This is a genomic window from Mucilaginibacter gynuensis, from assembly GCF_039541195.1.
GTDB lineage: Bacteria > Bacteroidota > Bacteroidia > Sphingobacteriales > Sphingobacteriaceae > Mucilaginibacter > Mucilaginibacter gynuensis.
This window is the reverse complement of record NZ_BAABFT010000002.1, coordinates 109,811-131,908: the sequence shown is the minus strand read 5'-3', so window position 1 is coordinate 131,908 and position 22,098 is coordinate 109,811. Positions and strand designations below refer to the sequence as shown.

General features: G+C 45.1%; 12 protein-coding genes. All 12 read left to right on the top strand.

Going from position 1 to position 22,098, the window contains the following annotated elements:
• Positions 1–55 precede the first annotated feature (55 nt).
• The 12 genes from ABD894_RS03935 to ABD894_RS03880 all read left to right on the top strand — a co-directional run bounded on the left by ABD894_RS03935 (position 56) and on the right by ABD894_RS03880 (position 22,072).
• A complete protein-coding gene (locus tag ABD894_RS03935) occupies positions 56–3,280 on the top strand; it encodes a TonB-dependent receptor (protein WP_486348225.1) in 3,225 nt (1,074 codons plus the stop codon).
• Positions 3,281–3,303: 23 nt separating this feature from the next.
• Positions 3,304–5,487 (top strand): IPT/TIG domain-containing protein, encoded by a 2,184-nt coding sequence (locus ABD894_RS03930; protein ID WP_345209687.1) that lies wholly within the window; start codon positions 3,304–3,306, stop codon positions 5,485–5,487.
• Between the two features lie 394 nt (positions 5,488–5,881).
• The gene (locus tag ABD894_RS03925; RefSeq protein ID WP_345209686.1) at positions 5,882–6,472 is read left to right on the top strand and encodes an RNA polymerase sigma-70 factor; all 591 of its coding nucleotides are present in this window, start codon (positions 5,882–5,884) and stop codon (positions 6,470–6,472) included.
• Between the two features lie 102 nt (positions 6,473–6,574).
• Positions 6,575–7,564, top strand: a complete 990-nt coding sequence (locus ABD894_RS03920; protein WP_345209685.1) for a FecR family protein — start codon at positions 6,575–6,577, stop codon at positions 7,562–7,564.
• 217 nt (positions 7,565–7,781) lie between these two features.
• The gene (locus ABD894_RS03915; RefSeq protein WP_345209684.1) at positions 7,782–11,210 is read left to right on the top strand and encodes a TonB-dependent receptor domain-containing protein; all 3,429 of its coding nucleotides are present in this window, start codon (positions 7,782–7,784) and stop codon (positions 11,208–11,210) included.
• 1 nt (position 11,211) lies between these two features.
• Positions 11,212–13,032, top strand: coding sequence for a hypothetical protein (locus ABD894_RS03910; RefSeq protein WP_345209683.1), 1,821 nt, complete (start codon positions 11,212–11,214; stop codon positions 13,030–13,032).
• Positions 13,033–13,039: 7 nt separating this feature from the next.
• A complete protein-coding gene (locus tag ABD894_RS03905) occupies positions 13,040–14,296 on the top strand; it encodes a hypothetical protein (protein WP_345209682.1) in 1,257 nt (418 codons plus the stop codon).
• Positions 14,297–14,303: 7 nt separating this feature from the next.
• Positions 14,304–15,386, top strand: a complete 1,083-nt coding sequence (locus ABD894_RS03900; protein WP_345209681.1) for a fasciclin domain-containing protein — start codon at positions 14,304–14,306, stop codon at positions 15,384–15,386.
• Between the two features lie 19 nt (positions 15,387–15,405).
• Positions 15,406–16,665, top strand: coding sequence for a fasciclin domain-containing protein (locus ABD894_RS03895; protein WP_345209680.1), 1,260 nt, complete (start codon positions 15,406–15,408; stop codon positions 16,663–16,665).
• A 5-nt stretch (positions 16,666–16,670) separates the two neighbouring features.
• Entirely contained in the window at positions 16,671–17,741 is a 1,071-nt protein-coding gene (locus ABD894_RS03890; protein WP_345209679.1) for a fasciclin domain-containing protein, read from the top strand.
• Between the two features lie 42 nt (positions 17,742–17,783).
• Positions 17,784–18,731: a fasciclin domain-containing protein gene (locus ABD894_RS03885; protein WP_345209678.1), complete on the top strand. Its 948-nt coding sequence runs from the start codon at positions 17,784–17,786 to the stop codon at positions 18,729–18,731.
• A 41-nt stretch (positions 18,732–18,772) separates the two neighbouring features.
• Entirely contained in the window at positions 18,773–22,072 is a 3,300-nt protein-coding gene (locus ABD894_RS03880; protein WP_345209677.1) for a TonB-dependent receptor, read from the top strand.
• Positions 22,073–22,098: the final 26 nt, after the last annotated feature.

Below are 22,098 nucleotides of genomic sequence, written 5' to 3'. Positions count from 1 at the left end.
GAATAAGATATTTCAAATGAAACAAAAAATATATTCAGGCCTCGTGGTACTGATCATGGCCCTGCTGTTTCTAAATAGCCCCCAAAAGGCCTATTCGCAGGAAACAAGCGGTACATTGAGCGGTACTGTTTCAGATGCCAAAGGCGAACCTATACCCGGCGCTACGGTGCTGGCCATTCACCAGCCTTCGGGCACACGCTATGCCATCTCTGCCGATCAAAAGGGCAGGTACCGTTTACCCAATCTCCGCATAGGCGGGCCTTATTCGGTTGAGGCATCAATGGTGGGCATGGGAACCGAAAAAAAAGAAGACATCATCATTCGTTTGGGAGCATCCATCATCCTTAATTTCGCCCTTGCCGATCAGGCACAGCAATTGAGTGGATTAGTAGTAAAAGCTACCAAACGTGGCGCGCAGGCAAGTACTTATGGCGCGGGCAAAAATATCAGCGCCGGCCAGGTACGTAATATGGCCACCGTATCGCGCAGCATTACAGATATTACGAGGCTGGTACCACAAGCCAGTAAGGATAACAGCTTTGGCGGTACCAACTTTCGCTACAATAACGTAACTATTGACGGCGCAATAAATAACGATGCCATTGGCTTCAGTCCTTCACTGGGTGGGCAGTCGGGCACGTCGGGCATGGCGGGTAGTTCAACCCGTACCAATCCCATTTCGCTGGACGCAATAGAAGATATGCAGGTTTACCTGGCTCCTTACGATGTAAAGATCGGTAATTTTACAGGCGGCTCGGTAAACGCGGTTACCCGCAGCGGTACCAATACCTTCAGCGGTTCAGTTTATGGGTATGGCCGTAATGCAGCTGTTACAGGTAACGACCGTGTAGGGACGCTGGGCAAGATGAACAGCGATTTTTACGACTACCAGGCAGGCTTCAGGGTAGGCTTCCCGCTGATAAAGGACAAGCTTTTCTTTTTCAGCAATGAGGAGATCACCAAAAGACAGGATCCGGCCCAACTGAAAGCAGGTCAGGCCGAAACCAGCCAGATACTCAGCCTTGCCGATGCTGAAGCCATCAGCGCTTCTCATTTGATGAACGCGGGTACATCGGGCAATTATAATACCTATTCTAAATCGCGCAAATTCTTTAACCGTTTAGATTGGAATATCAGCGATAAGCATCAGCTGGCCCTGCGTAACAATACCATCCTGTCTGAAGCTACGCATCTCGATCGCGATCAGCAGGATTTTCGCTTCAGCAGCATGGGGTTCCTGCAAAAGAATAACCAAACATCTACCGTAGCCGAACTGAAAAGCCGCTTTACATCGGCACTTTCGGGTAACTTGTTGCTGGGGTATACCCGTGTGAACGATTTACGGGATCCGCTGGGCGATCCAACTTTGCCGCAGGTGCAGATAGCAGGCCGCACGCCGGGTACTACTATCTATTTGGGTACTGATCGTGAGGCGAGTATCTTCAACATGAAACAACGTACATGGGAGGTTACCGCCAATTTGAGCTACACGCTTGGTAAACATACCCTTACCCTGGGCACACACAACGAACTGTATAACATTACTTACGGCTTTGTAAATGCCTGGAACGGCCGGGTTGATTATTTAAGCATAGAAGATTACCTCAACAATAACCCGTACCGTGTACGTGGAGCATATAATTATACCAACAACACACGCGATTATATTTTGAATAACCCCGGTGCCGATTTCGGTATCAATATGTACAGCGTGTACCTGCAGGATGAAATACAGGTATCTGATAGGCTGAAAGTTATCCCTGGTTTGCGGGCCGATATGACCGATCTGCCGCAAAAACCAGAGCTGACCGCAAGGGTGCAAAACGCGCTTGCCGACTCCTATTATGGTAATACTTACAGCTATACGCCGCTAAGCCGTCTTCGTAATCAATACTTTAACAAGGTGCAAATATCGCCGCGGATAGGTTTTCGGTACGATTGGCTGGGTGACCAAAGCCTGATACTGAGAGGCGGCGCCGGTTTGTTTACCGGGAGGATACCAATGGCCTGGATAGCCTACACGTTTTACAACTCGGGTAATAACTACGGCGGTTACGATCAAAAAAGTGATCAAAAACCTTTTGCACCGGGCAGCAACCCGCTTACAGGAGGTGCTAACGGTATCGGCGATTTTATTGCCGCTAATGGCGCGATAATAAACAACAGTAACAGCGGAAAAACACAGGTAGATCTGATTGACAATAACTTTGTGATGCCGCAGGTATTGCGCACCAGTATGGGCTTCGACTACAGCACCGCGGATGACTGGAAATTTACCATTGAGGGTATTTATACCAAAACCCTTAAAGATGTATTGTTTCAGCAATTGAATGTGCAGGATAATGCCACTTACTATCCCTACGATAAAGACCGTCGCCAGCCAATATACAGCGGTACGGTAGATCAGCATTTTTCAAACATCTACCTGCTCAGCAATACCTCAAAAGGTTATCGTTACAGCCTTACGGCAAGCATCATTAAAAATGTAAATAGCGTGCTGCAGGCTTCGGCTTCGTATACTTATGGTGCTTCAAAAGACCTGAGCAACGGTATACGCAACTCTATGGAATCAAACTGGCAGCTGAATCAGGCGTTGGTGCCTAATAATCCAACCCTGGCTAACAGTAATTTTGATATCCGCCATCGTATAGTAAGCACTATCAGCTATAATATAGCCTGGGCAAAGCATGGGCGCACCAATGTATCGCTGTTTGTGAGTGCGCAATCGGGCAGTCCGTTCACTTATGGTATAGTAAATAACAGCATACAGGGTTTACCTCAACAGGTGAGTTTGGTGTATATACCGCGAATAGATGAGGCGATCAACTTTTTCAGAGATCGCGTAAGCGGAGCCCAAACCATTACCGCCCAGCAACAGGCGGAGGCGTTTAACCGCTTTATTGATGGCAATGAATACCTGAGGGGTCGTAGGGGTAACTTTACCGAACGTAACCAGGGCCGCACGCCATGGAATGTTCAGGCAGATCTGCACCTGTCGCACGATATATTTACCAGCGCTTCGGGCACGCGGTTTTTCAGCATCACTGCCGATGTAATGAACCTTACTAACCTCATCAATAAAAAATGGGGTATACAGTATTTTTCGCCCAATACCTTTAACTCAACGGCCAGCGTGGGCTTAAACCCTGTATTGTTTCCGCCTCAGCAAAATAATGGTGGTTACCCTGTTTACGAATTCACTACGCCGGGCAAGCCTTACAGTATAGATTATTATGGCTCGCGGGTGCAAATGCAGTTGGGCGCACGCTATACTTTTTAACATAACAAATATTAAAATCAGATATGGAAAAGATGATACGATATCCGGTAAAAACGTGCACCCTGTTATTGCTGCTGATAATGGCGATGATAGGCGCATGTAAAAAAGATAAGGTTGAGCCGCAGGCTGCTGCCTTTAAAATAAACAATTATTTCCCTAATAGTGGTAATGCCGGTACACTGGTTACCATTGAAGGGGAGGGCTTTGCCGCCGATATTACCCAATACTCGGCCAGCATTGCAGGCCAAGCGGCCGAAGTAGTTAGCGCTACTGCCGGGTACATAGTAGTAATGGTGCCAAACGGCACAGGCAACGGCGATATCACAGTGAAATATAATGGAAAGGATTTCAATGTGGGTAAGTACACCTATCAATCCTTGAGTGTAAAAGCCATTTCGCCGAGGAGCGGCCCCGTGGGTACAAACATCCGGATAAGCGGCGAAGGTTTTGCTGATAAAGATAAACCCGCCGAAGTTACCGTGAACGGCAACAAAGCAAGCATCATCAGCCTTACGGATACGCTCATTATAGCTACCGTGCCGGATAAAACCAATAGTGGCCCGGTTGAAGTTAAGGTGCAGGATAAATCATCAACAGGCCCGGTATTCAAGGTGCAGGCACTGTATGATATTTCGCCAAAAACCGGGGGGAAAGGAACCAGGATAACCCTGAAAGGCTCTGGATTTGAAACCGAGTTGGGTAAAAATCAGGTTAGTTTTAGTGGTAAAGCCGGCCAGGTTGTACAGTCAACCGATACGGAAATAGTGGTTATTGCACCGGAGGGTATAACCACTGGCAGGGTTGGATTAAAGATAGACGCTACAGTAATAGAGGGGCCTGTGTTCACGTTGGTTGATCCGCCAAGTATTACAGAGGTAACCCCGTTAAGCGGTCCTGCGGGAACAGAAATGAAAATTGGCGGTACAGGTTACAGCCTCATTCCCGGTGAAACCAAGGTGTCAATTAACGATAAAGATGTACCTATAAAATCGATAAGCATTTCTGAGATAGCGCTTGTTGTACCAGAAAATACAGGTTCGGGCAAGGTTAAGGTTACCGTGAACGATCAGGTTGTTGTTGGTCCTACCTTTACCGAACAAACGCTTGGTATAACGAAGTTCACGCCTGAGGCGGGCACAGGCGGGGCGGTAATCACTATTACGGGTACGGGTTTTAGTACCGTAGCTGCCAATAACATTGTTACATTTAATGGTGTAAACGCGCATGTAAACTCGGCAAGTGCTACACAATTGGTAGTGGTAGCACCACCAAATGTTACCTCGGGCGTAATAAAGGTAAGTGTAAACGGCAAAGAAGCTTTTTCGGCTAAGCCGTTCGTCACCCAAGGGATAAGCACTTTAACTAATACATTGCCGGCAGGTGTTCATTCAATATGCGCAGGCCGAAATGGCGAGGTGTACGCGGCAGACCGCGCAAGGAATAATATACTCAGGGTTGCACCCGATGGTACCATCAGCGTATTTGCCGGAAGCGCGAACGGCGAAAGCGGCGATGCCCCCGGTTTGGGGACAGCGGCCCGGTTCACACAGCCGGTAGGTATAGTAATGGATACCAATGGCAACCTGTTTGTAATAGAGTTTACCGGTAATATCAAGAAGATAACTCCGGGTGGCGATGTTTCTATGTTTGTTAGAAATGTTACTTATGAGCCAACAGGCTCAGCTATTGATATCAATAATAAAATGTACGTTGGAACAGCGCCTAACAGCTTTTCAGGAGTATTTATTATCAGTCCGAACGGAAGTATTGCCATGGAATGGGATTGGTATGCCGATCCGGAAGGTCGTGTGGGTATTGATGCCGATGGGAAAGTTTATGCCTCAGATATAAATGGCGTTGGCAGGCATGGCATTGGTGCAGGCAGTTATTATGATTTGATTGCCGACTCCTTCGCTGCGGGTCATGTTGATGGCAGTTATACCGAAGCCCGGTTCGGCGTTGTTGGTAACATGGTATGGAACAACAAGGATATGATACTGGTGTGCGACCCTGACAACAACGCGGTACGCACCATTACTCCGGCTGCCAGGAGGGTAGGTACTTTATTTAAAGCAGGTAAAGGTTATCAGGACGGTAGTTTTAGTGAAGTGAAATTTGGCGACCTTAGCGATATTAGCATTGCATCTAACGGAGTGATCTATATATTGGATAAAGCCAATAAAGCGATCAGAAAGGTTAGTTTGTAAATTAGAAAAGGAATCAAAGCCTGTTTTACAGCAAACGCCGGTTAACCTTATATGGGTTAACCGGTGTTTTTGTTTTTGCTGCCGCGATGTTTTATGTCTTCGTGATTTTTGAAAATATATAGAGAAGGATAAAGTAAATATAGTCTCTTTAAGCGTGTACTATCCATATCAAAGTGTGCAATAAGTTAATTATTATACTCATCAAAAAGATGCAGTTGTAAACATTTCTTTATAACATGACGGTGCCGCAATAATCGAAGTATTTAAGCAATATGTACAGGTTATTACTTTCCATGTAACAACATTATCATGTTGTTAACAATTGGGTAATGTATGCTTAATCAGCTGGTGTTTTTGATAAAGTATTTTAGCCCCGGCGTTCACCATTACATTAATGAATTTAAAAGCTTTATCCGGTTTTACCACCATTCAGCCAAATAGGGGTGAGGATGAACGGGCCTTTAATAACATATTTGATCAATATTTTAAAAAGCTATATCAATATACGCTTTCTAAAGTAAATGATGATTCATTGGCAGAAGAACTGGTAATGGATCTGATGTTATCGCTATGGCACAAGCGAGATAATCCGAATATTAAAGTTAACGATCTCTCCGCGTATTTATTCCGAGCCATGAAGAATATTATCTACAGCCATTTCCGAAAAAAGGAACTTGAAACCATGTCGCTTACGGATATAGAAACAGATCCTGTTGCTTACCAAACAGCAGGTAGCAAGTTAGCTGTGAATGAAATTCAACAGCAATACAAAATTAGTTTGGAAATGCTTAGCCCGCAACGCCGCAAGGTTTTTAAACTAAGCAGGGAAGAGGCCATGAGCCAGTCTGAAATTGCCCGTCATCTAAATCTTTCAGTTAAAACGGTAGAGTCGCATATTACGGCATCTCTACAGTTTATGCGGGAACATTTTAAGGATTATGCCGATCTGATGCTATTGATCGTGATCTTAAAAAAACTATTCTAAAACATCCTTTCGTCTGCCATTAAAAAAATATAAAAAATTATTCAGGGAGGCAGCCCCTTTTTTGCGACTTGTATAATAACGGTGTATAATGCCGTACAATGAATGGATCGCGAACTAATCAAAAGATATTTAAAAGGTGAATGCACGCCGGAAGAAAAAGCGGAGATCAGGAAGCTTATGTCGACCGGTGAAGCTGAATCTTTGTTTGATGATGTTTTGAATGAAGGCTGGAACGATGGAGAACCCACGGCAGAAGACAATGATGCACAGCAGCTTGCGGCATGGAAAGAACGGTTTGCGCAAAAGCTGAAAGAGGGTGAAGAAAATATAGTAAAGCCTTCCCGAAATTATAATTGGTTAAAATATGCCGCGATTTGGGCTGTGTTTATTTTAATTGCCGGTACCACCTACACGTATTACAAAAAAGGTACTGAAAAACAGCCTGTAATAGCCATGCAGGAAACCATAAATCCGAATGGGAAACTAATCAAAATAAAACTTAGCGACAGTTCAACCGTCACCTTAAATGCCGCGAGTAAACTAAAATATCCTGAACACTTCGATGGAAAGACCCGTGAAGTATACCTCGAAGGCGAAGCATTTTTTGATGTTGCGCATGACCCTGCCCACCCTTTTATTGTACATACTTCAAAGATAAAGGTGAGCGTACTGGGCACATCCTTCAACGTTCGGTCATACGGCGGGGATAAAAAGGTAACTGTAGCGGTTGCTACCGGAAAGGTGGGGGTTTTAGCTAAAACGGAAGGCAGCATAACTTATTTCGTTTTACCCGGAGAAAAAATTGCCTATAACTTAACCGATACAGAACCCAATCTGTCAAAAATAGCTGTCAATGAAATAGGCGCCTGGCAAAATGGTATGCTGGTTTACCATAACGAAACCCTTGAAAATATAAGCCGGCAGCTTGAGCGCTGGTATAACGTGAAGATCATTATCAAAAAAGATGAACTTAAACAAATGCGGTTCAACTTTAAGCAAAAGAACGACAGGCTGGAGAATGTAATGAAAACGCTGCAATTTGCCGGTGGTGTTCATTACGCCATTGATGCCGCTACTGTTACTATCTGGTAATGCCCCTAATTTTTATATAATTCACCCATTGAAGTAAAATCGAATGAAATAGAAAACTACCAAAAATCCAAAGCGAGATATTAAAGATAGAAGCAGGGGTATTCGAGCCCCCCTGCCTCAAAAAGCTTTAAAAATCCATTATTTCTTACCACAACAGACATTTTAAAAAGCTATGCACAATTCTACAAAAAGAAGTGTAATTAAACTACTATTTTTTATGACGAGGTTAACCTCCCTGGTGATCGTAGTCAGCCTGACTCTAACGGGAGTGATATTCGCCAACGGTGTGAAATCGCAAAGTTTAAATGACTACAAGGTATCTGCTAATTTTAAAGATGCAGGCCTGGAAGATATTTTAAACAGTTTTGAAAAACAAACCCCTTTTACTTTCACCTATGCCGCAACTTTAGGTAAAACAGCGCCTATAAGTATCAGCATACAAAATAAAACACTGGCCGAAGCCCTTCGGATATTGAAAGCCACCACACGGCTTGATTTCAAACAGATCAACTCGACCATAACTGTAGCGCGCTTACCGCTCCCCCCGCCCGCAGGCGCCATAGAAGGTACCATCTATGACGCCAAAACCAAAGAAACATTAGCGGGTGCCATTATCATTATTGCAGGTAAATCTTACCCTACTGATGTTAACGGGCATTATAAGATAAGCCTGCCGCCCGGTACTTATGAGGTAGAAGCCCGCTACATTGGTTACGAAGCTAAAAAGGTACCGGGTATAATTGTTAAAGCATCGGTAACAACAACGCTCAACATATTTTTGCAAAGTGCCGCTACATCGTTAAGCGAGGTAAAGGTAGAGGCCCGGCGCAGGGCTGCCAGTGAAGCAGTGTTGCTTAGCGACCGAAAAAATGCTTCGACTGTTTCAGATGCCATATCGGCGCAGAATATTGAAAAAACAGCAAGTATAACTACCACGCAGGCGCTGCAACGGGTTACCGGTGTTACCATTACCGATGATAAATATGTAGCCATAAGGGGATTGGGAGACAGGAGCGTTATTGCCGAACTGAACGGCGCGCGGCTATCTTCTGCCAATCCCGATCGCAGCGCGGTGCCGCTTGATCTGGTTCCGGCTGCTTTGCTGGATAATATCACGGTTTATAAAACACTTAATCCGGATAGGGCTGCCGATGCCTCTGCAGGTTTGGTGGAGCTGAAGACTAAATCGATCCCGGAAACAATGGTGCTTGAATTTACCTCGCAAACAGGCTTTAATTCAAGCGTTGGTTTGGGCGGGCAATACAATAGTTTTTATAACAGCGATCCCGGGTTTTTCGGTCAGAAAGTTAGCAAACATAATTTAAGTACTGATTTTACCAACCTGGCTAAGCAATACCCCGGCGGTTTGGTGCAAATACAGAACTTATTTATACAGAGCCGCAACAACCCGGCCCTGGCGGCCGAAGCTATGCGGGTAAGTAAGATTATGCAAAGCTTTGACCCGGTGTTAACCACACAATACCAAAAGGCTGATCCGAACCAGGTTTACACGCTTTCTTTTGGTAACTCTTATAAAGTATTGCATGGGCATACCCTGGGTGTGGTGGTTAGCGCCAACTATTACCAGCGCACCACCGATATTTATGATGGAGAGCGCAATCAGTACAGCCTTTTTCAGGGAGTGGTTACCGGTTCGCCCGCTATTTTCAGTACCCTGCATATCCCTAACTTCATTACACCCAACTATCCACGCCTGGGAAATTACTTAAGCTACAAAGAAAATACCGGTACAAAAACACTCAACTATGGCGGCTTGGTAGGGCTTACCTACCAGTTTAATAAACGCAACGAGATACAGGCCCAGTTTTTGGGTAGCCGTGGTGCCGAAGCCCAGGGAAGTAACCTAACCGGCGCCTGGCAAAATACCGGTTTAAATTTCCCGGTTTATAATACCATCAACCAGTTACGTACTACTTATCGTACGTTCAATACTTACAATTTGCAAGGTGAGCACCAGTTTTTGGATAAAGTTTGGTCGCCAAAGCTGTCTTATAACTTAAGTACATCAAAAAGCACTCAAACTGATCCTGATTTTCGGTCGACAGATGTGGCAGATTATCGTACCCAAAGATTTCAGGACCCTAACGGGGTAGGGATAGGGTCAGATACTTACGCATTTGTAAGTGGGTTGGTACACGGTACAGGTGCTGACAATACCAATATTATTGTTGCCGACCCGAATGGTCGTCAGTACCGCAAACTGAATGAAACTAACTACAACGGGAAAGTTGACCTAAGCCAGCCTTTTAAAGTAGGTAAGTTAGATCAGCTGTTGAAATTTGGCGTAAATTACCTCAAAAGGGACAGGGGTTTTACTGAACAGATACTCGGATTGCCGGGATCAAACTTAGGCGGTGGCGGAGTGCAGCTTATTAATAATGTTAAGGGTGATCTTAACAGGCTGGTATCACCAAGTAACATTGGTTTGCTCGACCCTTCAAATTATGACAGCGAGGGACAACCACGCGTGGGTGGGTTTTTATACCAGATAAAAAAGGCGCCTAACAATTATACCGGTACTTATGAAACCCGTGCTTTTTACGGGATGCTGGATGCCCATGTAACCAAAGACCTTCGCATAACAGGCGGGGTGCGCTTTGAATCTACTGACATTAAGGCACATGTAGATACCGCAGATGTGTTTGTACCTGCCAATCTGAATGTGCTTACCGGTTTACCTAACCAATCGGTAAGGTACAATACCAGCCAGCCCAATACGGCCTATACACAAAATTATAAGCCTTATTATTCGGTGAACATTACGTATTCTAAAATAAAGGATATGAATTTCAGGCTGGCCTACAGCACCTCGCTGGCAAGGCCCGAACTGCGCGAACTAACCAATGTTTTTGAGTTTGATCCTTTTCAGTTCGCGGTAGTGGGCGGTAACCCCAATTTGATCAATCAGTTAACTAAAAGCGCCGATTTCAGGTGGGAATGGTTTACCGGACCAGGTGAGGTGTTGGCCGTGTCGGCATTCACTAAAACTATTGAAAATTCCTTACAAAAAGTATTCACTTACGCTTCACAGGGCAGCCTTTCAACCGCGCCTGAGTTTCCGCTGATCATGTACCAGAACGACCCTAATGTGGGTAAAGTATACGGTGTAGAACTGGAAGCGCGCCGCGACCTGGGAAAATTATGGAGTCCGCTTAAATATTTATTCGCGGGTACCAATTTATTGTTCGATGTGAGCAGTATAGATAAAAACCCTGCACGTTTAGATGCTTCGCGTATTAACGACAGGCGCTCGCCGGCTACCAGCCCTGTGTTTGAACAGGCTCCGTACGCCATTAATGCCTATTTAGATTATGCAAACACCTCAACAGGGACTAACGTAACTGCCAGTTTCAACGTAGTTGGCCCAAGGCTGATACAGGTACAGTTAGACGGTACGCCTGATATATATGACAGCCCTGCGCCAACGCTCGACCTGGTTTTTAGCCAGAAACTGGGCAGGAAATGGGTAGTGAAGGGCTTCGCCAAAAACCTTTTCGACCCGCCATATAAAGAGGTTTACACCAACCCGGGCAACGGCGGCAAATATTACGGAACAGAATACATCTACCGTAAATATCACAAAGGAGCCGAGTTTTCATTAGGGCTTACCTATAAATTATTCTAAAATGAGTATGAAAAAAATATTTATACATCAGCCGGCATATTACAGTAGTATTTTGCTGGTATTGTTTGCGCTGTTAACCGGTAGTTGTAAAAAAGAGAAGTTCAATAATGCTATCCCGGTACTTGATGTAAGCAATCAGTCGGGTTCAAGTATCCGTTTGTTCAATTTTAGCGGCTACCCGGCAAACATGACGGTAAATAATATACCGCTTACCTCTTACACAACCGGTTCTAATCAGCAGGGTACACCGCTGGGCTTGTCATTATTTCCAACAGGTGTTTGGACGGCGGGCGATGGTGGCAGCCCCTTTACCATGCCCAATAGTTTATTGGATAAGGACGGCAAAATACACATCATTATAAATGGTAATGTAAACGGTACTTCAATAACCGATACTACAATAGTAAATGATGTGGCGCATCCGCTGGATTATTATTTAATGCTTGACGGCCATTTCAGCGTAGTTGAAAGGAACAACACGCCTCCCTCAAGCCCGCAAAATTTTAAAATAAGGATCATCAACTTAGGTGCCGCTGCGGATAAATTTGAGTTGAACACCCCGGTATCTCTTACCTATGCCGATGGCAGTGCGGTAGATCCTGCTTTAAATAATGTGGCGCTAAGAGCAACGTCGGGTTATGCAGAAATACCTTATGGTACTTACCAATTTAAACTTTTTGCAACAGCAGGCGGAACTATCAGAACAAACCGGCAACTGGCAGAATTGCCTACCATGCCAAGGGTAGAACCCTGTGCACCAAATGTTATTCAGCCGCAGGAGGGCCTTAACCCGAGGGCGCGCACCTTTAAGCCCGGTGGTGTTTATAGTATAGTGATCAGCCGGAATTTATTCAACTATATAGGTTGCGATACCTATCCTGTCGGCGACTATTCAAATTCTTACCGAATCATTACTGAATATGATCCCGGGGTGAATGGTACTTATGCCCGCATGCAGGCGGTTAACGCTATTCCCGATAATCAAATAACTTTTAAAGTAGATGGCATTACGCTTGGAGGGACACTTCCTTACGTGGGTTCGGTTACATCAGCCGCCGCGCAGCAATCGCCATACCAGATCTATACGCAGGGTAACCACCATGTACAAGCAATTGATGGCAATGGCGCCATTATAGCCGAAGGCGATCTTAAGTTGTTTCCGTATGATAACTACACCATTTGGGCCTATAACAAACCCGATGGAAAGTCTGCCATTTTATTTGAAGCGAATGATATGTCGGGTACCCTATACAAAACCACTTATCAGCCAAACGGGCCCGGAGGTTCAGTTGTGCCCGACGATGGTACCAATGGTATCTTTCGCCGGAGCCAGTTTAACTATGCGCTGCAATCGCGGTTCCTTAACCTGAGCCCCGACTTGCCTTACGCTACCTTTACTAACGACCATCAATTGTTTTTACCGGTAAACGGGCAAGTTCAGTTAGATACCATGAGGTATTTCAGCGCCTATATAAACCTGTCGCCGGGCTTCATGTCTTCAAATAACAGCTCCATCATTTATACTTTGCCGCCCTCGGCAGGTACCAAATCTGAGTATTCAGAATTTGGCATTCTTCCTAAATACATCAGGGCTTACCAGTCTAAACCGGGCATTTTGCCCGAAGTACCGGGCAGCTTACTCACCGATGTAGCACCGGTTGATGTGCTGCAAGCTTTTATATCAAATCAGAATATGTATTCGGTACAAAAGTATAAAACAGCTGAAACCGGCATATATACGGTGGCATTGGTAGGTAAAACGGCACCGGGAGTGGCGGCTTCACAAAAGGCCCGCCTGGTGGTCATTAAACACAATAAATAATTGTAGTATGAAATTACATAAATCACTGTTCTTTTTATTGCTGCTGGCCGTAGCGGGCTGCAAAAAATATGATATCGCCCCGCTGGTTAAAGATCCGGCATACATCAGGGTATTTAATGATCTTTCAAATGATATTGATGTATTCCATAGCGCACAGGTGGCTCCGTTTTTAACCTTTTTGATGGACCCTAAAACAGATGGGGATGTGCCGAACGACGCAGAAATTATAGGCGATTACATGGGCATACGGCAATTATACAGCCTGTCGTACCCCGTTAACGAGGCTAACAGTTCTATTGGTACCGGTACCCTTAACTCAGGGCAGCCGGGTAGTGCACCGGTAATTAACCTTTACCCGCTAAATTATGAATACCCGGGCAACGCGCATGTATTAACCGCGCCGGTAATGAACGGTTTCGACCTTTCGGCCTGGGCGCAGATCTCTTCTGGCAAGCACCGCATTATGTTTGTGGTACGGCCGCAAAACAACATTCCTTTTAAAGAGCTAGCCTCAACCATCAGAAGCAGGGTTTTGCTGGATACCACCGTGAATTTTGAAAAGGGCGAAGTGTATACCCTCGAAGTAGTTTCCCGCGATCTGGATAATGGCAAGTACGGCCTGTATATCAGGCATGAGCAGTTCGTTCACCAGGCATTTGATGAAAATAAGCTCTACATAGGTTTTGTGAACCTTTCCGGTAAAAAACCATTGGACAATCAGCAGGGCTTTGGCAATTATATTGGTGATAATGTACGGATAAGCACCACCTATAACCTCTTTAATGATGCCGTATATGCTACGCAGGCTGATGTTGTTTATGATGCTTACCCTGAATATAAAGATACGTATATGACCACGCTGAACACTAAAATGGATACAGGTATCTCTTTTCAGCCACTGCCACTACTTCCCGAAAGCGCCTTTTTTTACCAGGGAATACTGCGAAGCTATTATGCGTTCAGTAACAACAATGTTTTTTTTGGTACGCTGCCCTACTACAGTTTTAACCTGCTTGATGCGGATAAACCGGTTACAGACCCCGACTCCCGGTTAGGGTATTTATTACGCTGCCACCGCGACCCCAGTTCCTATAACAATTACAGTAGTAGAGACAATAACCGGTCGGCACCTAACCTTAACCTGCTGGTGAACAGCGGGAATGGCTACCATGTATACTCCACAGTAAATATTATGGAAATAGTGTATGACCGGGTTTATACCATGCAGTTGCAACGGGGTTTTAATAATGTGCCTAAGAATTAAACAGACGATGAAAAACAACCGATATTTTTTGATAACACTCGTATTGCTTTTAGCCTTACAGGCCGCCTGTGTTAAAAAGCAGGATGCAGTACCGCCACCGGTGACAGATAGCCGATCGCTGATCAGCATACTGAAAAATAACTTTAATTTCAGCATGTTTTATACCGCCCTGCAGCGGGTTGGGTTAGATAAAACGCTTGAAGGTAAAGGCCCTTACACGTTAATGGTGCCTGATAATAACGCGTTCGCGGCATCGGGCATTAATGCAGATAGCCTTGCACGCATCGATACCGCCAAACTAAGAAAGCTGCTGCTGTACCACATCCTTCCGCAAAGCTTACCTTATAAGGCTATGCCGCAGGCCATTGGCGTTACCTTTACTACGATGGCCGGGCTTCCGGTTTACTTTTCGCAACCTGTGCCGGCACAGAACCAAACACAACAGGTAGGGAAAGGGATAGTACACATTAACGGGGTAACCGTAAACGCGGTTGATCTTGCTGCCGGTAATGGCTATATTTTAGCATTAAGTAAAGTGCTGTACTACCCGGAAACATCCATAAAAGCATACCTGGAAACCAGGCCGCAGTACAGCTATTTTGTACAGGCATTAAAACAATTTGGTTTATTAAGTCAGCTGGAACAACCCGGTCCTTTTGTAGTAATGGCACCCACCAACGATCTGTTTATGCAAAATGGAATAGATGAAACGGTATTGAACGGTTTGGATACGCTTACTTACCAGAAAAAATTGTTTAACGCGTACATCCTTTACCGGCAGCGTTTTTTCCTTTCAGATTTGCTTGACGCGCCAATTTCCAATGCATTAGGAGCCAATCCGGGTATTATTACCCCTGAGTTTGTACAGATAATTACTCCGGCACAATATGGCGGCACGGGTGGGTATGGTATATGGCCGCTTAACTTCCGGTATATACAGGACATCAGCTGGATACCTCCTTATGGCGACCCTTACATCTATGCGCCTGCAGCCAACTTTACCAATCCCGATCATCAGGCGGCCAATGGTATTGTACATGGTATAGGCGGCCTCGTAATGTTACCCGACAGCGCCAGGATCCATCCATAACATCAATCATTATTACTACATGAAAAAGAAATTACTATATATAAACTTTGCCCTGGCAGTTTTGGGTATAAGTTTAACCTTAACATTAAGCGGATGTTTAAAAGCATCTGATGCGCAGCTTAATCCCGAGCCTGCTCTTCCTTTTAAGGGCGATAACCTGGTGAAAACACTGGCCGGGCAAAGTTCGCTGCATTTATTTTACCAGGCCTTTAATCGACTGAAGCTTGCCGCGAGTATAGACAGCAGTAAAGCCTATACCATTTTTGCACCTACCGATTCGGCCATGATGGCCGCCGGACTTGATGAGGCCGGGATAAATCAGCTGGATATTGATTCGCTGCGTAAGCTGATCACTTACCAGATAGGCATAGGTGCCTTAGACGAAAGAGCGCTTAGCAATAGCGTGGTTACACCACAGATCATCACCCTGAAAAAAGACCCGGTAAAAGACCCGAGTACGGGCACCATCTACCAGCGGTCGCCGATACTGTTTGTTAAGCAAACCGGCGCTATCTATTTTAACGGTGTGCCTCTTAACAAAAGCGCGCCTGTTATACCGGCAACCAATGGCTACCTGTACCCGGTTTCGGGGTTCATAGCGCAGATTCCGGCACCTACTTTATATGATATTATTAAAACCGATCCGGAGTTGAGCATGTACTACAAAGCCCTGATGATAGAGGATAGTGTTTTAGTGGCCAACAGCGGCGGCGGCGATATTGCCTTTTTTAGTGCCCCGGGCTCAATATACCGAACCAATGGGATGTATCCAACCATACTGGCCCCAACCAATAAGGCATTTAATGACGCGGGATTTTACACAGCCGAGGATATTGTTAAATATGCCGACAGCGGCCCGTACATAGGCCCCGATTTTAATGATTTTATTACTTTTCATTATTCACCCTTAGATACTGTACTACGGCACCATGTGCTTTACAGTCCGCTTGGTGCATCCGACGGTTCGAATGGTTTGAGCATTTATGCAGTAAGGGTATTTTACAACGATATGCTTAACACGGCCATTAATAATGGCGTATATAACACCTGGGGTAAGGCTCTGCCGGGGTTCCCAACTTATTACAGCATGAATTTTCCGGTGCCGCTTACCTTCTCTTCGGTTGGGCAAACCGCTTATGTAAAGTGGAGCAATAACGCGGCAGCACCGGCGGTAGAGATACCCCGTGATGCATCGGCACAGCACCCCGTTAACAACTACGTTGCTTCAAACGGGGCATTGTATAAAATTGATAAACTCTTTTACCCAGCAGTAAAGTAACCAATATGAAAACAAACATAATTAAAGCATTTGCCGGGTATCAACAAGCTTTGTATGGCCTGGTATTGCTGGCCCTTACCGGCATGGCTGGTTGTAAAAAAGATACGCCGGTTGCGCAGCCTTCCGGACCTGATAACAGCAGCACCATAAAATATGTGTTAAATGATAATTTTACTTTTAGTGTGGTTTATGGCGCCCTTACAAAAGTTAGTCTTCAGGACAGTTTGGCGAACGCCGGTCCGTATACTTTTATAGCGCCCGACAATGGCGCTTATTTATTAATGAATATACCGGCGCTGGTTACGCCCTACAGCTTTCAGTTTTTCACATCCGGAACGTTGAAAAACATGATGCGCTATTACACCATCGACGGGGAGATAGCGCTTAAAAAACTTCCTTTAACAGAGAATAAACCGTATAAAACACATACCGGCGGCAATATCTACATCAGTAAATATCTTAATGGTACCGATACGGTTACCACGGTAAATGGGTTAAAATTTACCAGCATGGATAATGCCACCTCTAATGGTTTCATCCAGGTGATACCGCAAATAATGAATGCTGAAGTTTATCTGAATGCGGTATCGTACCTGCATAATGATAGTACGCTAACTTTATTCAGTGCTGCCCTGCAACGATCGGGGCTTGCAGCTTCGCTTTTACAGGGTAATGAGCCTTATACTTTGTTAGCGCCATCAAATATGGCATTTCAACAATCCGCAAAATTGAGGTTGAACTTAGGTGTGAGTACCTTAGATAGCATACTGATGGCCGATCCGGTAAAACTGACCACTTTTTTAAAATCCCACATTATCAAAGGCAGGTACTTTGACGGCGATTTTTTCAGGTATTTCAAAGCTGATCCTGAAAGTATAGTTACATTGAATGCCAATAAAATAACCATTGGCGGTAACCCGGCCGGCTTTCATGCCATTACTTTTGTAAGCAATGGCAACAAGGGTATCCCGGCAGCTATCGCCGCTCCTGCAGCCTATAATCCTACAATTATTAATTCCAATATACCCTGCGGAAATGCCGTGGTTCACATTATTAACCGGGTACTCATTCCATAATCATTCTTCATGAATACAACTCATCAACATCATAAAAAAGGGATGCAACACGGCCTTTGGTACGCGGGTGTGGTTTTACTTTTGCTGTTGGCATCGTGCAAAAAAAACGATAACCCTGAAAAGCTCAATTCAGCCAAACCCACTGTTTTCGCTTATATAAATGCCAACAAAAACTTAAGCCTGTACCAGGCCGCCTTAAAAAGAGCAGGCCTGTACAATGCCGAAACATTTAGCAATGGCGGTCCATTTACGGTATTTGCCCCGGTTGATTCGGCATTTACCAAAGCCGGGCTTACGCTTGATAAAATCAACAGCTACGATCCGCAGGCATTGGCATCTATACTTAAATACGCCATTGTATATGGAAAAATAAGCAGCAGCAGCCTTATCGGTTTTTATACGCAAAATGTATTTGGCCTTAACGAAGCCTATAAGCCTACTTTAACTAAAAACTACTATGGTATTTTTTTAGACGGTATACCCTTGGAAACCAATGGCAGCACCGATTTGAACGATGGGGTAGTGCATCAGATAACCAGAGTGCCTTTTCCTCCTGCGGAGAACATATTTTCTTTGATCAGTAAAACTGAGGATCTCACCCTGTTTACTGCCGCTGTTAAAAGAGCCGGTTATGAAAATAAATATTCAGCACAACAACAGCAATATTATTATACACTTTTTGCACCAACCAACGAGGCTTTTAAAAAGTTCGGCTACCCGGATGTAGCATCGATTGAAAATGCCGATCCGGTCTTGTTACAGCGAATTTTTAACAGTCTTATTTTCGATAGGGGTACCACAAGATTGCTTACATCGGCTTTCAGGGGTGGGTATGCGCTTGGTTATAAGTATATCTATGTGCAAACGGATGGTTTTACCATTATCGCAACCGGTAATATAATGCCTACGCATATCATCCGCCCGGATATTATGGCTACCAATGGTGTAATACACGTGGTAGACCAGGTGATGGCACAGGTTTTTAATTGATCAATATTTATTCCGGATACACAGGAAATAAACATCATAAAATGAAAAAGAATTACGCTATGAAATATTTCATACAGGGCATGCTTTGCTTATTATTTTGCATTGCAGGCCAAAATCTGTACGCCCAGGAAACGAGCGCGGGCCTGCGCGGGCAGGTGGCTGATGCTACCGGGCAAACCCTGCCCGGGGCTACGGTTACCGCGGTACACACGGCATCGGGCACCAAATATGCTACCTCAACCGGGAACGATGGTCGGTATAACCTGCCGGGTTTAAGGGTAGGTGGACCTTACATTATAGAGGTGAAGTTTTTAGGAATGAACACCGAAACCAAAACTGTTGAAAAGATAAGTTTAGGAGAAAGCCTTACCCTCAATTTTGTTTTGGCTGATAATAGTAAAGTATTAACCGAAGTGATTGTAAAAGCGCAAAAAGCCGGCCCTAAAGCCAATAACTACGGCGCCGGGCAAAACATCTCGCGCGACCAGATCCGCAACCAGCCCACCATCAGCCGCAGTATTACCGATATCACCAAACTGGTACCGCAAGGCTCGAAAGATAATTCGTTTGCCGGTACCAATTTTAGGTACAATAACGTAACCATTGATGGTGCCATTAATAACGACGCTATTGGTTTCAGTCCATCGGCGGGCGGGCAAACAGGTGCCTCGGGCATGCCCGGTTCTTCTACCCGCACCAACCCGGTATCGTTGGATGCTATTGAAGACATACAAGTGTATATAGCGCCTTATGATGTGAAGATAGGTAACTTTACCGGCGGCAGCGTAAACGCGGTTACCCGCTCGGGTACCAATATGGTGCATGGTTCGGTGTATGGTTTTGGCCGCAATGCTACGCTGGTTGGGCCCGATCATACCGGTACCGAACTAACCAGCAAGCTGCCATCGGCATTTTATGATTATCAAACCGGTTTCAGGCTGGGATTTCCACTGATAAAAAACAAACTCTTCTTTTTTACTAATGAGGAAATTACCCGCCGCCGCGACCTGGTATTGCAGGTAGCGGGCAGCCCGGCTGTATCCGGTATTTTAAGCGCTGCCGACGCGCAAAAGATCATCGATTATTCCATTACCAACTACAACTTCGATCCGGGTACGGCCGGGCAGTACAACGCCACGTCAAAATCTGTAAAATTCTTTAACCGTTTAGATTGGAACATCGATGATAAGAATCAATTGGCTATCCGCAATAATTACATCCGCTCGGAAGCCACCAATATGGAACGTGATCAACTGGATTTCCGTTTCGGCAGTATTGCCTACAAACAGAACAACAACCAAAACTCAACCGTAGCCGAGTTGAAAACCAGGTTCAATAACAATTTCTCTAACAGCGCGGTTATTGGCTACAGCCAGATCCATGATTACCGTACACCAACCGGCGACCCATCATTCCCGCAGGTACAAATTGTGGGCCGTACGCCGGGCAGTACCATCTTTTTTGGTACAGATCGTGAGGCTTCTGTATTTAATATGAAGCAAAGCACCCTCGAAATAACCGATAACCTGGTGTGGAATTTAGGCAAGCATACTTTAACCGTTGGTACTCACAACGAGCTATACAAGATCAACTATGGTTTTGTAAATGCCTGGAATGGCAGGGTAACCTACCAAAGTATTGATGACTTCCTGAATAATAAGCCACAGCGGGTACAGGGCAGCTATAACTATAGCAACAATAGCCGCGATTACCTGCTGGCCAACCCCGGAGCTAAGTTTAATGTTAACTTTTACAGCGCTTACATTCAGGATGAGATCCAGATCACCGAGAGGTTCAGGTTTACACCCGGTATCAGGTTCGATTATCCTGACGTGCCTAACAAACAGGTGCTGAGCGACAAGACACGTAACGCGTTTACCGATCCTTATTTCGGTACTACGTACACTTATACACCCCTTAACCAAATCAGCGGAAATTACCTGGGCAGTATCCAGGTATCGCCAAGGGCGGGCTTCCGTTTTGATGTCCGCGGCGATCAAAGCCTGGTGTTGCGCGGTGGTTTAGGTATGTTCACCTCACGTATACCATTTGCCTGGCTGGGTTATGCCTTTTACAATAATGGTAATACTTTTGGCGCTTATGATCAAAAAACGGATGGCAACCCACCTTATGTATTTAACGGCAACCCGCTGCAACACCAGCCGGGTACCGGTATAGGCGGTTTTGCCGGGCAGAACGGGCAGGCTATTAACGATGCCAATGCCGGTAAAACCCAGGTAGATGTTATTGCCAATGATTTTGTTATGCCTAAAGTATTACGCAGCAGTTTAGCTTTGGATTACAGAGATAAAAATGGTTTTAAATATACGGTTGAAGGGATCTATACCAAAACCATAAAAGATATCATCTTCAGGCAGGTGAATTTAACGGATAACCCTACCTATTTCACCTATGATACGGCAGCTACCCAACGTAAGCAACCCATATTTCCGGGGCAAAACACGCGTAACCCACAGTTTGCCAATGCGTATGAAATGGGCAATACTTCGCAGGGATATCGCTATAGCATTACCGGGCAGATATCTAAAAATTTTGAAAACGGGTTTGGTTTCAGTGCTGCCTATACTTATGGCAAATCAAAAGATATCTCGAACGGCATCCGTAACTCCTTTGAATCCAACTGGCAATTGAACCAGGCACTCAACCCGAATGATCCGCAGCTGGCAAATTCCAATTTCGATATCCGTAACCGTATAGTGGTAAGTACAAACTATCGCAAAGCATGGAACAAAATGTGGGTAAGCAATTTCTCGCTGTTTGTAACCGCGCAGTCGGGCAGTCCGTTCACTTATGGTTTCGTGAACTATACCCCGCAAAACACGCCGCAGCAGGTAGGTTTGGCGTATATTCCGGCTAAAGGGGAAAGTGTGAATTTCTTTGCACCTACGCCAACCCAAACCGCGCAACAGCAAGCCGATGCTTTTGACCGTTTTGTTGATGGCAACGAATACCTGAGTTCGCGCAGGGGAGGTTTTACGGGTCGTAACGCTGCAAGAACACCATGGAACACCAACGCCGACTTTCACTTCGCGCAGGATATTATTTTCAATAATGAGGAAAGCACAACGGCCCAGCATACCCTCACCATCAATTTAGATATTATGAACTTTACCAACCTGATCAATAAAAATTGGGGTAAGGTGTATTTCTCGCCCAATACTTACAATTCTACCTCCAGCGTAGGTTTGGTGCCGTACATCCCGGCACGGTCATCGCAAGGGTACCCGCTGTATCAATTTGTTGATCCGGGCAAGCCATATTCGGTTGACCCGTTTGCTTCACGCTGGCAAATGCAGGTAGGAGCGAGATATACGTTTTAGTGACTTAAGTAATAAGACAGGGCATC